The 15,250-nt window shown below is 57.2% G+C and carries 12 protein-coding genes and 5 tRNA genes; all 17 read right to left on the reverse strand.

Going from position 1 to position 15,250, the window contains the following annotated elements; all coding sequences use genetic code 11:
* Positions 1-10: 10 nt before the first annotated feature.
* Positions 11-481 (reverse strand): 30S ribosomal protein S7, encoded by a 471-nt coding sequence (rpsG, locus tag Q0P52_RS00305; RefSeq protein ID WP_293813621.1) that lies wholly within the window; start codon positions 479-481, stop codon positions 11-13.
* 97 nt (positions 482-578) lie between these two features.
* The gene (gene rpsL / locus Q0P52_RS00310) at positions 579-950 is read right to left on the reverse strand and encodes a 30S ribosomal protein S12 (protein ID WP_293813622.1); all 372 of its coding nucleotides are present in this window, start codon (positions 948-950) and stop codon (positions 579-581) included.
* 174 nt (positions 951-1,124) lie between these two features.
* Positions 1,125-5,315, reverse strand: a complete 4,191-nt coding sequence (rpoC, locus tag Q0P52_RS00315; protein ID WP_293813623.1) for a DNA-directed RNA polymerase subunit beta' — start codon at positions 5,313-5,315, stop codon at positions 1,125-1,127.
* Between the two features lie 54 nt (positions 5,316-5,369).
* Complete coding sequence (rpoB, locus tag Q0P52_RS00320) at positions 5,370-9,545, reverse strand: DNA-directed RNA polymerase subunit beta (protein ID WP_293813624.1); 4,176 nt, start codon at positions 9,543-9,545, stop codon at positions 5,370-5,372.
* Positions 9,546-9,700: 155 nt separating this feature from the next.
* On the reverse strand, positions 9,701-10,072 hold the full coding sequence (rplL, locus tag Q0P52_RS00325; protein WP_293813625.1) for a 50S ribosomal protein L7/L12: 372 nt from the start codon (positions 10,070-10,072) through the stop codon (positions 9,701-9,703).
* Positions 10,073-10,108: 36 nt separating this feature from the next.
* A complete protein-coding gene (gene rplJ, locus Q0P52_RS00330; protein WP_293813626.1) occupies positions 10,109-10,603 on the reverse strand; it encodes a 50S ribosomal protein L10 in 495 nt (164 codons plus the stop codon).
* 92 nt (positions 10,604-10,695) lie between these two features.
* Positions 10,696-10,770: transfer RNA gene (locus Q0P52_RS00335), tRNA-Thr, on the reverse strand.
* A gap of 166 nt (positions 10,771-10,936) precedes the next feature.
* The gene (gene rplA / locus Q0P52_RS00340; protein ID WP_293813627.1) at positions 10,937-11,632 is read right to left on the reverse strand and encodes a 50S ribosomal protein L1; all 696 of its coding nucleotides are present in this window, start codon (positions 11,630-11,632) and stop codon (positions 10,937-10,939) included.
* A complete protein-coding gene (gene rplK / locus Q0P52_RS00345; RefSeq protein WP_293813628.1) occupies positions 11,633-12,064 on the reverse strand; it encodes a 50S ribosomal protein L11 in 432 nt (143 codons plus the stop codon).
* A gap of 100 nt (positions 12,065-12,164) precedes the next feature.
* Positions 12,165-12,698, reverse strand: a complete 534-nt coding sequence (gene nusG, locus Q0P52_RS00350; protein WP_293813629.1) for a transcription termination/antitermination protein NusG — start codon at positions 12,696-12,698, stop codon at positions 12,165-12,167.
* Positions 12,698-13,054, reverse strand: coding sequence for a preprotein translocase subunit SecE (gene secE / locus Q0P52_RS00355; RefSeq protein WP_293813630.1), 357 nt, complete (start codon positions 13,052-13,054; stop codon positions 12,698-12,700). Before secE ends, nusG begins: the two co-directional genes overlap by 1 nt.
* A 68-nt stretch (positions 13,055-13,122) precedes the next feature.
* Positions 13,123-13,198: transfer RNA gene (locus Q0P52_RS00360), tRNA-Trp, on the reverse strand.
* 13 nt (positions 13,199-13,211) lie between these two features.
* A complete protein-coding gene (tuf, locus tag Q0P52_RS00365) occupies positions 13,212-14,402 on the reverse strand; it encodes an elongation factor Tu (protein WP_293766083.1) in 1,191 nt (396 codons plus the stop codon).
* A gap of 39 nt (positions 14,403-14,441) precedes the next feature.
* A tRNA-Thr gene (locus Q0P52_RS00370) sits at positions 14,442-14,516 on the reverse strand.
* Positions 14,517-14,537: 21 nt separating this feature from the next.
* A tRNA-Gly gene (locus Q0P52_RS00375) sits at positions 14,538-14,611 on the reverse strand.
* Between the two features lie 51 nt (positions 14,612-14,662).
* A tRNA-Tyr gene (locus tag Q0P52_RS00380) sits at positions 14,663-14,747 on the reverse strand.
* 152 nt (positions 14,748-14,899) lie between these two features.
* Positions 14,900-15,151 (reverse strand): YfhL family 4Fe-4S dicluster ferredoxin, encoded by a 252-nt coding sequence (locus tag Q0P52_RS00385; RefSeq protein WP_293766082.1) that lies wholly within the window; start codon positions 15,149-15,151, stop codon positions 14,900-14,902.
* Between the last annotated feature and the right edge of the window lie 99 nt (positions 15,152-15,250).

The following is a 15,250-nucleotide window of genomic DNA, read 5'->3' on the forward strand; positions in this document are numbered from 1 at the left end:
GATGCTGCGCTTAGAAGCGGAAGTGCGAGAAGGCCTTGTTGGCTTCTGCCATGCGATGCACTTCGTCACGCTTCTTCATGGCGCCGCCGCGACCTTCGGACGCGTCGATCAGCTCGCCGGCAAGACGGAGATCCATGGACTTTTCGCCACGCTTGCGCGCAGCATCGCGCAGCCAGCGCATGGCCAGAGCCATACGACGGGACGGGCGAACTTCAACAGGAACTTGATAGTTGGCGCCACCGACACGGCGGCTTTTCACTTCTACAACCGGCTTGGCATTGGACAGTGCTGCGTTGAACACTTCCAGTGCGCTCTTGCCAGTCTTCTTTTCGATCTGGGCCAATGCGCCGTAGATGATGCGTTCTGCAACGGCTTTTTTGCCGTCGATCATCACGACGTTCATGAACTTGGACAGATCCTGGGAACCGAACTTCGGATCCGGCAGAATTTCGCGCTTGGGGACTTCTCTGCGTCTTGGCATGTTACTTCCTTACATATTCAGTTGAGCTTAGGCTCATGACCACCCAACAAAGCGGTCACTTACTCGACGACCTCAAGCCGCCTCGAGAACATCCCAATTACTTAGGACGCTTGGCACCGTACTTGGAACGGGCTTGCTTACGGTCTTTAACACCTGCAGTGTCAAGGGAACCGCGCACGGTGTGGTAACGCACACCCGGGAGGTCTTTTACACGACCGCCGCGAATCAGCACCACGGAGTGCTCTTGCAGGTTGTGGCCTTCACCGCCGATGTACGAAATCACTTCGAAACCGTTGGTCAAACGAACCTTGCACACCTTACGCAGAGCCGAGTTCGGCTTCTTCGGGGTGGTGGTGTAAACACGGGTGCACACGCCACGCTTCTGCGGGCAGGCTTCCAGCGCAGGCACCTTGCTGTTCGCCGTAATGGCGACGCGGCCCTTGCGAACGAGTTGGTTGATGGTTGGCATTACTATCAGTTCCTAGTTGAATCATTCCCAGAGACAACACGCCTCCAGAAAGACGGAGGATTATATTTTAGTCAATGCTTTTTCGTCAAACGAAAAACGCTGCCGCACCAATGTTAACCATTGATGAGGCAGCGTTTTTTCCACAACCGGGCTTTAGCCCGGCTTCAGGATCGATCAGCTGTGGCTTTCAACCTCGTCGGCAACACTCTCGTCAACGAGACCGCTGCCGGCATCCAGGCCAAGACTTTGACGGCGACGGCTGCGGTGGTACGCCAGACCGGTACCCGCCGGGATCAGACGACCAACGATCACGTTTTCCTTCAGACCGCGCAGATCATCCTTCTTGCCCATGATGGCGGCTTCGGTCAGTACGCGAGTAGTTTCCTGGAAGGAAGCCGCGGAGATGAAGGAGTCGGTGGACAGCGAAGCCTTGGTGATACCCAGCAGTACGTTTTCGTACTGAGCGCATTCCTTCTCTTCGGCAACCATCTTGTCGTTCATTTCCAGCACATCGGCGCGTTCAACCTGCTCGCCCTGGATGAATTCGGTGTCGCCGCTGTCGACGATGATGACGCGACGCAGCATCTGGCGAATGATCACCTCGATATGCTTGTCGTTAATCTTCACGCCTTGCAGACGGTACACTTCCTGCACTTCCTGAACGATGTAGCGAGCCAACGCTTCGATACCTTGCAGGCGCAGGATGTCGTGCGGGTCCACCGGTCCGTCGACGATCAATTCGCCTCGGTTCACAACCTGACCATCGTGCACCAGTACGTGCTTGTCCTTCGGAATCAGGTTCTCGTAGGCGCTGCCTTCCAGATCGGTAATGATCAGGCGCTGCTTGCCCTTGGTGTCCTTACCGAACGATACAGTACCAGTCACTTCGGCCAACATGCCGGCATCCTTCGGCGAGCGGGCTTCAAACAGCTCGGCCACGCGCGGCAGACCACCGGTAATGTCGCGAGTCTTGGAGGATTCTTGCGGGATACGGGCCAGCACTTCACCCTTGCCCACTTCCTGACCATCGCGCACGGTAATGATGGCACCCACTTGGAAGGTGATGGAAACGGAAGCCTCCGAACCAGCCAGCTTCACTTCGTTGCCGTTTTCGTCCAGCAGCTTCACCAACGGACGCAGCATCTTGGACTGCGAACCGGCGCGGCGCTTCGGATCGATAACCACCAGCGTGGACAGACCCGTCACTTCGTCGGTCTGCTTGGCAACCGTAGTGCCCTCTTCCACGTTTTCAAATTTCACGCGGCCGGCGTACTCGGTGATGATCGGACGGGTGTGCGGATCCCAGGTGGCCAAAACGGTGCCAGCCTTGATCTGCAGGCCATCGGTCACCATCAGGGTGGCGCCGTACGGTACTTTGTGACGCTCGCGCTCGCGACCCATATCGTCATGGATGACCACTTCACCGGAGCGGGTGATCACGATCAGCTCGCCCTTGGTGTTGGCTACATAACGCATCTGGCTGGAGAAGCGCACGGTACCGTTGGACTTGCCTTCCACCTGGCTGGCGGCAGCGTTACGCGAAGCTGCACCACCGATGTGGAAGGTACGCATGGTCAGCTGGGTACCCGGCTCACCAATGGACTGAGCGGCGATCACGCCAACGGCTTCGCCGGCGTTCACGCGTTTGCCGCGCGCCAGGTCGCGACCGTAGCACTTAGCGCACAGGCCATAGCGCGTGTCGCAAGTGATGGCGGTGCGAACCTTGACTTCGTCGATGCCGAGGCTGTCGATGACGTCAACCATATGCTCGTCAAGCAGGGAGCCGGCTTCGATCACGGTTTCGCCGCTGGACGGATCAACCACATCGATGGCTGCTACGCGGCCGAGAATACGATCGCGCAGGGCTTCGATAACGTCGCCGCCTTGCAGCACAGCCTTCATGGTGAAGCCGTTGGTGGTGCCGCAATCGTCCTCGATCACTACCAGGTCCTGGGTCACGTCCACCAGACGGCGAGTCAGGTAACCGGAGTTGGCAGTCTTCAAGGCGGTATCCGCCAGACCCTTACGCGCACCGTGGGTCGAAATGAAGTACTGGAGTACGGTCAGACCTTCACGGAAGTTCGCGGTAATCGGCGTTTCGATAATGGAACCGTCAGGCTTGGCCATCAGACCCCGCATGCCGGCCAGCTGCTTGATCTGCGCTGCGGAACCCCGTGCGCCGGAGTCGGCCATCATGTAAATGGAGTTGAAGGACTCCTGATCGACTTCCTTGCCGTCGCGGTCCAGCACCTTTTGCTTGGACAGCTCGTCCATCATCGCCTTGGCGATCTTGTCGCCGGTACGGCCCCAGATGTCCACTACCTTGTTGTAGCGTTCGCCCTGGGTGACCAGACCTTGACGGTACTGCTCTTCAATCTCCTTGACCTCCTTGTTGGCTTCGGAGAGGAGCTCGACCTTCTTGGCCGGAATCTGCATGTCGTCCACGCAGATGGAAATACCACCGCGGGTGGAGTAGCCGAAACCGGTGTACATCAGCTGGTCAGCGAAGATGACGGTATCGCGAATGCCGCAACGACGGAACGAGGCGTTGATCAGCTTGGAGATTTCCTTCTTCTTCAGCGCCTTGTTGATGTGCTCGAACGGCAGGCCCTTCGGCAGGATATCGGACAGGATGGCGCGGCCAACCGTGGTGTCGTAACGCTTGATCACCGGCTGGAATTCGCCTTGCTCGTCCTTTTCCCACTCGCGCAGACGCACAGTAATACGGGTGGCCAACTCGACTTGACGGGTTTCGTAAGCGCGATGCACTTCCTTGGTGTCGGCAAACACCATGCCTTCGCCCTTGCCGTTCACCTTGTCGCGAGTCATGTAGTACAGACCCAGCACGATATCCTGGGACGGTACGATGATCGGTTCGCCGTTGGCCGGAGACAGCACATTGTTGGTGGCCAGCATCAGCGTGCGGGCTTCCATTTGCGCTTCCAGGCTCAGCGGCACGTGTACGGCCATCTGGTCACCGTCGAAGTCGGCGTTGAACGCCGCGCAAACCAGCGGGTGCAGCTGGATTGCCTTGCCTTCGATCAGCACCGGTTCGAACGCCTGGATACCCAGACGGTGCAGGGTCGGCGCACGGTTCAGCAGTACCGGATGTTCGCGGATGACGTCTTCGAGGATGTCCCACACTTCCGGCACTTCTTGTTCAACCAGCTTCTTGGCGGCCTTGATGGTGGAGGCCAGGCCCATCACTTCCAGCTTGTGGAAGATGAAAGGCTTGAACAGTTCCAGCGCCATCTTCTTCGGCAAACCGCACTGATGCAGACGCAGGGTCGGGCCCACGGTAATCACGGAACGACCGGAGTAGTCCACACGCTTACCCAGCAGGTTTTGACGGAAGCGACCGCCCTTACCCTTGATCATGTCAGCCAGCGACTTCAACGGACGTTTGTTGGCGCCGGTCATGGCCTTGCCGCGACGACCGTTATCCAGCAGCGAATCAACCGATTCCTGCAGCATGCGCTTTTCGTTGCGGACGATGATGTCCGGCGCGCGCAATTCCAACAGACGCTTCAGGCGGTTGTTGCGGTTGATGACGCGACGGTACAGATCGTTTAGGTCGGAAGTCGCGAAGCGACCGCCATCCAGCGGCACCAGCGGACGCAGTTCCGGCGGCAGCACCGGCAGCACTTCCAGAATCATCCACTCCGGCTTCATGCCCGAACGTTGGAAGGCTTCCAGTACTTTGAGGCGCTTGGCAATCTTCTTGATCTTGGTGTCGGAACTGGTGGATTCCAGCTCGCGACGCAGCGTTTCGATCTCGCTGTCCAGATCCAGCTTGCGCAGCAGCTCCTTCACCGCTTCGGCGCCCATCATGGCGACGAACTCTTCACCGTACTGGTCTTCCTTGTCCAGGAAGTCCTCTTCGGTCAGCAGCTGGCGGTACTGCAGCGGCGTCATGCCCGGATCGGTCACGACGAACGCTTCGAAATACAGCACGCGTTCGATATCGCGCAGGGTCATGTCGAGCACCATGCCCAGGCGGGACGGCAGGCTCTTCAGGAACCAGATGTGCGCGGTCGGGCTAGCCAGTTCGATGTGACCCATGCGCTCGCGACGCACTTTGGACAGGGTAACTTCCACGCCGCATTTCTCGCAGATGACTCCACGATGCTTGAGGCGTTTGTACTTGCCGCACAGGCACTCGTAATCCTTAACCGGCCCGAAAATACGAGCGCAGAACAAGCCGTCGCGTTCCGGTTTGAAGGTACGGTAGTTGATGGTTTCCGGCTTCTTGACTTCACCATAAGACCAGGAACGGATCTTGTCGGGGGAAGCGATGCCGATTTTAATCGCATCAAACTCTTCTTCTTGCGTTACTTGCTTAAAGAGGTCGAGCAGAGCTTTCATTGCGTCTCCAGTCAGAGGACCGGCGCGGTGAAATGACCGCGCCGCGCCGCTCTATCAATAACGTTCCAGGTCGATGTCCAGGCCGAGCGAGCGGATTTCCTTCACCAGCACGTTGAAGGATTCCGGCATGCCGGCGTCGATCTTGTGCTCGCCCTTGACGATGTTTTCGTAAACCTTGGTACGGCCGGTCACGTCGTCAGACTTCACAGTCAGCATTTCTTGCAGGGTGTAGGCGGCGCCGTAAGCTTCCAGCGCCCACACTTCCATCTCACCGAAACGCTGGCCGCCGAACTGCGCCTTACCACCCAGCGGCTGCTGGGTAACCAGGGAGTACGGGCCGGTGGAACGAGCGTGCATCTTGTCGTCGACCAGGTGATGCAGCTTCAGGTAGTGCATTACACCCACAGTCACCTTGCGGTCGAAAGCTTCGCCGGAGCGGCCATCGTACAGGGTCATCTGGGTCTTGGACTCGTTGAAGCCCATCGTGTCGGTCAGCGGGTCGGCATCCGGGTAAGCCAGATCCAGCATCAGCTTGATTTCCGGTTCCTTGGCGCCATCGAATACCGGCGTAGCAAACGGCATGCCTTTGCTGAGGTTGCCGGCCAGCGAACGGATCTCATCATCGGACAGGCCGGCGATGTCTTCCGCCTTGCCGGTCTGGTTGTAGATCTTTTCCAGGTATTCGCGCAGATCGGCCGCGGCGCGCTGCTCCTTGAGCATGCGATCGACACGTTCGCCGATACCCTTGGCAGCCCAACCCAGGTGCACTTCCAGAATCTGACCGATGTTCATACGCGACGGTACGCCCAGCGGGTTCAGCACGATGTCGACCGGACGGCCATCGCCCATGTAGGGCATGTCTTCGATTGGCAGAATGCGGGATACCACACCCTTGTTACCGTGACGACCAGCCATCTTGTCACCCGCCTGCAGACGGCGCTTAACAGCCAGGTAGACCTTGACCATCTTCTGCACGCCCGGGGGCAGTTCGTCGCCCTGAGTCAGCTTGCGCTTCTTGTCTTCGAACTTGAGATCGAATTCTTCGCGCTTCTGTACCAGGCTTTCCTTGATCAGTTCCAGTTGCTTGGCGATGTCTTCGTCCGCCATGCGGATGTCGAACCAATCGTGCTTGACCGGTAGACTTTCCAGGTACTCGCTGTCGATCACGGTGCCCTTGGCCAAACGCTTCGGACCACCATTGGCGGCCTTGCCCACGACCAGACGCTCGATACGGCTGAAGGCATCGTTTTCGAAAATGCGCAGCTGGTCGTTCAGGTCGAGACGGTAGCGCTTCAGTTCCGCATCAATGATGGACTGGGCACGCTTGTCGCGCTCGATGCCTTCGCGGGTGAACACTTGCACGTCGATCACGGTACCAACGGTGCCGGTAGGCACGCGCAGCGAGGTGTCCTTCACGTCGGACGCCTTCTCGCCAAAGATGGCGCGCAGCAGCTTTTCTTCCGGCGTCAGCTGGGTTTCGCCCTTCGGCGTTACCTTGCCCACCAGCACATCGCCCGCTTCGACTTCGGCGCCGATGTACACGATGCCGGATTCGTCCAGACGACCGGCCATGCGCTCGGACAGGTTCGGAATATCACGAGTGATTTCTTCCGGTCCCAGCTTGGTGTCGCGGGACACTACAGACAGTTCTTCGATATGGATCGAGGTGTAACGGTCTTCGGCAACCAGTTTCTCGGAGATGAGAATCGAGTCTTCGTAGTTGTAGCCATTCCACGGCATGAAGGCGATGGTCATGTTCTGACCCAGCGCCAGTTCGCCCAGATCGGTGGAGGCGCCATCGGCCACCACGTCGCCGCGAGCGATCTTGTCGCCTACCTTCACCACAGGACGCTGGTTGATGTTGGTGTTCTGGTTGGAACGGGTGAACTTGGTGAGGTTGTAAATATCAACACCCACTTCGCCTGCAACCGCTTCCTCGTCGTTCACGCGCACCACGACACGGCCGGCGTCGACGTAATCCACCACGCCGCCGCGACGAGCCACTACGGTAGTGCCGGAGTCGACAGCTACGGAGCGCTCGATACCGGTACCGACCAGCGGCTTTTCCGGACGCAGGCACGGCACGGCCTGACGCTGCATGTTGGCGCCCATCAAGGCACGGTTGGCGTCGTCATGCTCAAGGAACGGAATCAGCGAAGCCGCTACCGACACCACCTGGCCGGTGGCCACGTCCATGTACTGAACGCGATCCGGCGTTGCCAGAATGGTTTCACCCTTTTCACGGCAGGTAACCAGCTCGTCGATCAGCGAACCGTCTTCGGCCAACTCGGCGTTGGCCTGAGCGATCACGTAGCGGCCTTCTTCGATGGCCGACAGATAATCGATCTCGTTGGTCACCTTGCTGTCCACCACCTTGCGATACGGTGTTTCCAGGAAGCCGAACTCATTGGTGCGGGCATACACGGACAGCGAGTTGATCAGACCAATGTTCGGACCTTCAGGCGTTTCGATCGGGCACACGCGGCCGTAATGGGTCGGGTGTACGTCGCGGACTTCAAAGCCGGCGCGTTCGCGAGTCAGACCGCCCGGGCCGAGTGCGGATACGCGACGCTTATGCGTGATCTCCGACAGCGGGTTGGTCTGGTCCATGAACTGGGACAACTGGCTGGAGCCGAAGAATTCCTTGATCGCCGCCGAAACAGGCTTGGCGTTGATCAGGTCATGCGGCATCAAGTTGTCGGATTCAGCCTGATTCAGGCGTTCCTTCACGGCACGCTCGACACGCACCAGACCCGCACGGAACTGGTTCTCGGCCAGTTCGCCCACGGAGCGCACGCGACGGTTGCCCAGATGGTCGATGTCGTCCACTTCGCCGCGACCGTTGCGCAGCTCAGTGAGAATGGCGATCACGGATACGATGTCCTCGGTGGACAGCGTGCCGTCGGTCACTTCGCGACGGCCGGCGAATTTGTCGCCGATCAGGGAGCGGAACCACTCCGGGGTCTTATCATCGAACTTGTACTGATAAGTACGGGAGCTGAACTTCATGCGGCCTACGCGCGACAGATCGTAGGTTTCTTCGCTGAAGAACAGACGCTGGAACAGCGCTTCCACCGCGTCTTCGGTCGGCGGTTCGCCGGGGCGCATCATGCGATAGATGGCAACGCGAGCCTGGGTCTGGTCAGCGGTGTCGTCGGTACGCAGCGTTTGGGAGATATAAGCGCCCTGATCCAGATCATTGGTGAACAGCACGTCCACTTGATCGATCTCGGCCAGCGCCATCTTGGCCAGCAGCTCTTCGGTGATTTCTTCGTTGGCGCGAGCCAGCACTTCACCGGTATCGGCATTGACCACATTGTGCGACAGCATCTTGCCAAGCAACGCGTCGGCCGGCACTTCGATGCGATCCAGCTGTGCGGTCTGAATATCGCGAATATGCTTGGCGGTAATGCGCTTGTCCTTGGCGACAATCAGCTTGCCGTCGGCGGACACGATATCGAACTTGGCGACTTCGCCCTTCAGACGCTCAGGCACCACGCGCAGGAACACGCCGGTCTTGGTCAGATAGAAGGTGTCGAAGCTGTAGAATTCAGACAGGATCTGCTCATTGCTGTAACCCAGCGCCTTGAGCAGGATAGTCACCGGCATCTTGCGACGACGGTCAATACGGAAGTACAGCAGATCCTTCGGATCGAATTCGAAATCGAGCCAGGAACCGCGATAAGGAATCACGCGAGCGGAGAACAGCAGCTTGCCCGAGGAGTGGGTCTTGCCGCGGTCATGCTCGAAGAAAACGCCCGGCGAGCGGTGCAGCTGGGAAACGATGACGCGCTCGGTACCGTTGATGATGAAAGAACCATTGGTGGTCATGAGCGGAATTTCGCCCATGTACACTTCGTTCTCACGCACTTCCTTTACCACCGGCTTGGACGACTCTTTATCGAGGATCGTCAGACGGATACGGGCACGCAACGGAGCAGCGTAGGTGATGCCGCGCAATTGGCATTCCTGCACGTCGAACGGCGGCTCGCCAAGAATGTAGTGTGCAAAGTCAAGTCGCGCATAGCCGTTGTGGCTGACGATGGGGAAAATCGACTTGAATGCGGCTTGCAGACCAACATCCTTGCGCTGATCTAGCGGTACACCCAGTTGCAGGAATTCGGCATAGGAATCAATCTGGGTCGCCAACAGGAATGGGACATCGAGAACACTGGCACGTTTCGCAAAACTCTTACGAATACGCTTTTTCTCAGTAAACGAATAACTCATAGAGTCTCCATCGAGGTGGTAGTGGCGCAAGAAATCAAAAGTCAGCAGCCACGCCGGGTAATTGCTGGCTTTTACTATCTTTGTTTCGGCCAACTACAAGCGCAATAAGGCTGGCGGATTTCTCCGCCAGCCTCACCCTCTTTTTTCAAAGAAGATTATTTGATTTCAGCCTTGGCACCGGCTTCAGTCAGCTGCTTCAGAACGTCTTCGGCTTCAGCCTTGGCTACGCCTTCCTTAACGGTCTTCGGAGCGCCGTCAACCATGTCCTTGGCTTCCTTCAGGCCCAGGCCGGTGATAGCACGTACAACCTTGATCACGTTAACCTTGTTGTCGCCAGCGGCGGTCAGGACAACGTCAAACTCGGTCTTCTCTTCAGCAGCAGCAGCGCCACCAGCAGCCGGGCCGGCAACGGCAACCGCAGCAGCGGAAACGCCGAACTTCTCTTCGAACGCCTTAACCAGGTCGTTCAGTTCCATCACGGTCAGACCAGCAACGGCCTCGAGGATGTCTTCTTTGGTGATTGCCATGTGAAAATCTCCTGAATTCTATAAGAATCAAATAAGTTAAGCGGCTTCGGCTTGCTTCTCTGCCAGTGCGGCCAGTGCGCGGGCAAAGCCAGCGACCGGAGCCTGCATAACATAGAGAAGCTTGGACAGCAGTTCTTCGCGGCTCGGGATGGATGCCAGCTCAGCAACCTGAGCAGCATTCAGAACCTTGCCATCGTAGGAACCAGCTTTGACGACGATCTTGTCGTCAGCCTTGGCAAATTGATGCAGCACCTTGGCAGCAGCTACCGGGTCGGCGGAAACAGCGTAAACCAGCGGGCCGACCATTTGGTCAGCCAAACCGGCGAACTGAGTGCCTTCCACAGCACGGCGCACCAGCGTGTTCTTCAGAACGCGCAGGAATACGCCATTCTCACGCGCCTGAGCGCGGAGTTTGGTCATGCTGCTAACCTCGATGCCCCGATATTCAGCGATAACGAGGGTCTGGGCGCCTGCCAATACGGCAGATACCTCAGCGACGACCGCCTTTTTATCTTCGATATTGAGACTCAAGGTCTACCTCCTAGACTGAAATGAAGCAGAATGATTTCTGCTTCGCTTTGCAGCGGCGACCTGTATCAGGAGACATCGTAAAGAACGGAATCTGGTGCTCATGGGCGGAATTGAACCGCCGACCTCTCCCTTACCAAGGGAGTGCTCTACCCCTGAGCTACATGAGCCCTGAACTCTTTCAGAAGCCTACTTTCGGGTACACCATCTGCGTAGGGTGCTGTCTCCAGCGATTAAGCCTTGCGGCGCCTACGGTCTTTGACAATCTGGCAGTTGCCTGCCAGCCCAAAGCCTTGACGAGGCGGCTTCCGCCGCCCGTCTAAACTCCAGCAGCCCTTAGGCGCTGATGGAGCTGGTATCTACACGAGCGCCGATGCCCATGGTGCTGGAAACGGCGATCTTTTTCAGATACACACCCTTGGAAGCTGCCGGCTTGGCTTTCACCAGGGCATCAACCAGAGCGGAGAAGTTTTCGCGCAGGGCTTCTACTTCGAAAGAAGCACGACCCAAGGTAGCGTGAACAATACCAGCCTTATCGGTACGGTACTGAACCTGACCCGCCTTGGCGTTTTTCACAGCCTCGGCAACGTTCGGGGTAACAGTGCCAACCTTCGGGTTCGGCATCAGGCCACGCGGACCAAGGATTTGACCCAGCTGACCCACAACGCGCATCGCATCCGGAGAGGCGATAACAACGTCGAAGTCCAGATTGCCGGCCTTCACTTGCTCGGCCAGATCGTCGAAGCCGACGACTTCAGCACCGGCAGCCTTGGCGGCTTCGGCATTGGCGCCTTGAGCGAACACAGCAACGCGCACGGACTTGCCGGTACCACGCGGCAGAACCACGGAACCACGGACCACTTGGTCGGATTTACGCGGATCAACGCCCAGATTCACGGCAATGTCGATGGACTCGTCAAACTTGGCGGTGGCGGCAGCCTTAACCAGATTCAGCGCTTCCTCAACAGCATAAAGCTTGTTGCGGTCAACAGTAGCCTTCAGGGATTGCAGACGCTTGGAAACCTTAGCCATTTACACGCCCTCCACTTCGAGACCCATGGAGCGAGCAGAACCAGCGATGGTGCGCACGGCAGCATCCAGGTCGGCAGCGGTCAGGTCGGGTTGCTTGGTCTTGGCGATTTCTTCCAGCTGCGCGCGGGTCACCTTGCCTACCTTGTCGGTATGCGGCTTGGCGGAACCGGACTTGATGCCGGCGGCTTTCTTCAGCAGGATGGTTGCCGGCGGAGTCTTCATGATGAACGTGAAGGACTTGTCCGCATAGGCGGTGATCACAACCGGAATCGGCAGACCCGGCTCAACGCCTTGGGTCTGGGCGTTGAACGCCTTGCAGAATTCCATGATGTTCAGACCACGCTGACCCAGAGCCGGACCGATCGGAGGAGACGGGTTGGCCTTACCAGCGGGCACTTGCAGCTTGATATAGCCGACAATTTTCTTTGCCACGATTAAAACTCCTGAAATGGGTTATGACGCAAGCACGAAGCTTGCTCCCCGGACGAAAGCGCAACAGTATATACGCTTTACATTTCACTGCCAAGTGCTATTACAGCTTTTCCACCTGACTGAATTCAAGCTCAACAGGGGTGTCGCGACCAAAAATCTGCACTGATACGCGCAGCTTGTTGCGCTCGTAATTAACTTCATCGACGGAACCGTTGAAATCATTGAACGGACCATCAATAACGCGAACGCGCTCACCCACCTCAAACAGCACTTTCGGCTTCGGCTTCTCAACGCCCTCTTGCATTTGCTGCATGATGGCCTCGACTTCCTTCTTGGAAATCGGAGCAGGACGATTCGCCGTACCACCAACAAAACCAGTTACCTTGGGCGTGCTCTTTACTAGGTGCCAGGTATCGTCGGTCATTTCCATCTCGACAAGCACGTAGCCAGGGAAGAATTTGCGCTCGGTAATGGAGCGGCGGCCATTCTTCACATCGACAACTTCTTCAACAGGCACCAGAATCTGGCCAAACAAGTCAGCCACCTCGGAACGCTCGATACGCTCGCGCAGGGCTTTCTGCACGCTTTTTTCGAAACCGGAATAGGCGTGAACAACATACCAGCGCTTAGCCATTATCTACCTCGACCGAGAATTACATCGTAAAACAGCCAGGCCAGACCCGAATCCACCATCCACATGAACAGAGCCAGCACCAGCACAAATACAGCCACCATGCCCGTCATCTGCATGGCTTCCTTGCGCGTAGGCCATACAACCTTACGCGCCTCAACCAGAGACTCATTGGCATAAGCCACAAAACTCTTGCCCGGCTGGGACACCCACACCACACCGGCAGCCAGCGCAATGCCGGCGATAAAAGCCAGAGCGCGAAGCAAGCCCTGGCCCTCGGGAATCATATAGAAGCCGACAATGCCGGCGACCACGAGAAGGCCAGCCAAAGCCAGCTTGATTTTATCTTGCATTTCCATGGTCGGAATATTCTCTGCGCGTATGCGACAAAAGACCAACCGGCGCAAAAGCGCCGGCTGGTCTTAATTGGCAGGCCAGGAGGGTCTCGAACCCCCAACCCTCGGTTTTGGAGACCGATACTCTACCAATTGAGCTACTGGCCTTTAAACCTATTAATTAAGCGATGATCTTGGCTACAACGCCGGCGCCTACGGTACGACCACCTTCACGGATGGCGAAACGCAGACCTTCTTCCATGGCGATCGGAGCGATCAGTTCAACAGTGATTTCCACGTTATCGCCAGGCATTACCATTTCCACGCCTTCAGCCAGGGAAATAGCACCAGTCACGTCAGTCGTACGGAAGTAGAACTGCGGACGGTAGTTAGCGAAGAACGGAGTGTGACGACCGCCTTCTTCCTTGCTCAGCACGTACACGGAAGCATTGAACTTGGTGTGCGGGGTGATGGAACCCGGCTTGGACAGAACCTGACCACGCTCAACGTCTTCACGCTTGGTACCACGCAGCAGCACGCCAACGTTGTCGCCAGCCTGACCTTGATCCAGCAGCTTGCGGAACATTTCAACGCCGGTGCAGGTGGTCTTCGCAGTCGCCTTCAGGCCCACGATTTCCAGTTCTTCACCAACCTTCACGATGCCGCGCTCTACACGACCGGTAACCACGGTGCCGCGACCGGAGATGGAGAATACGTCTTCGATCGGCAGCAGGAACGGCTTGTCGATGGCGCGTTCCGGCGTCGGGATGTAGGAATCCAGAGCATCAGCCAGACGGAAGATGGACGGCTCGCCCATTTCGGACTGGTCGCCTTCCAGCGCCAGACGAGCGGAGCCAGTCACGATCGGGGTGTCGTCGCCCGGGAAGTCGTAGGAAGACAGCAGATCGCGCACTTCCATTTCAACCAGTTCCAGCAGCTCAGCGTCGTCAACCAAGTCAGCCTTGTTCAGGTAAACGATGATGTACGGCACGCCAACCTGACGGGACAGCAGGATGTGTTCGCGAGTTTGCGGCATCGGGCCGTCAGCTGCGGAGCACACCAGAATAGCGCCGTCCATCTGGGCAGCACCGGTAATCATGTTCTTAACGTAGTCGGCGTGACCCGGGCAATCTACGTGAGCGTAGTGGCGGGTTTCGGTTTCGTATTCTACGTGAGCGGTATTAATGGTAATACCACGTGCCTTTTCTTCCGGCGCGCTGTCGATCTGGGAGTAGTCCTTGGCTTCGCCACCGAACTTCTTGGACAGAATGGTGGTGATAGCAGCGGTCAGGGTGGTCTTACCATGGTCAACGTGACCGATGGTGCCGACGTTTACGTGCGGTTTGGTCCGCTCGAACTTTTCCTTAGCCATGGCAAATTTCCTGATTGAAATAACTACTTAAATAATGATTGGTGCCCATGGGCAGAATTGAACTGCCGACCTCTCCCTTACCAAGGGAGTGCTCTACCCCTGAGCTACATGGGCCCTTAAAACAGGCGTAAACGCTGGAGCGGGTGAAGGGAATCGAACCCTCGTCGTAAGCTTGGAAGGCTTCTGCTCTACCATTGAGCTACACCCGCCTGCGACATAATCTCGATACTGCTTACACGCCGCCAAGACGTTTAAAATTCTGGTGGAGGGAGAAGGATTCGAACCTTCGAAGGCTGAGCCGTCAGATTTACAGTCTGATCCCTTTGACCGCTCGGGAATCCCTCCTGAAAGAGACCCGAATAGTATAGATACCCTGCAGGGTCGTCAACACCTCTACTGCAATTTTTTCTACTTTTTTTGCGCTTTCCGCGCTCCGCTAACGACAACGCCCCGACAGAACCGGGGCGTTGCTTTTCCCATCAAGGACTTAGCCTGTTTCAGGCCTTGCCGGAAATCTTCAGATACTTCTCGTGCAGCTGTTCTTTGGTTTCCGGATGGGACGGATCCAGCGGGATGCAGTCCACCGGACAGACTTGCTGACACTGCGGTTCGTCGTAGTGACCCACGCATTGCGTACAGAGATTCGGGTCGATCTGATAGATTTCTTCGCCCTGGGAAATGGCGTTGTTCGGGCATTCCGGCTCACAGACGTCGCAGTTGATGCATTCGTCGGTAATCATGAGAGACATAGTAATTTCCTCAAGTATTTCACAGTATGGATTCTGTCACCCGCCCCGCGCCGTCGCAAGTTCGCCCCGTTATATCTATATATGTGGCGACGCGAGGGT

Source organism: uncultured Aquitalea sp. (assembly GCF_945957525.1).
GTDB lineage: Bacteria > Pseudomonadota > Gammaproteobacteria > Burkholderiales > Chromobacteriaceae > Aquitalea.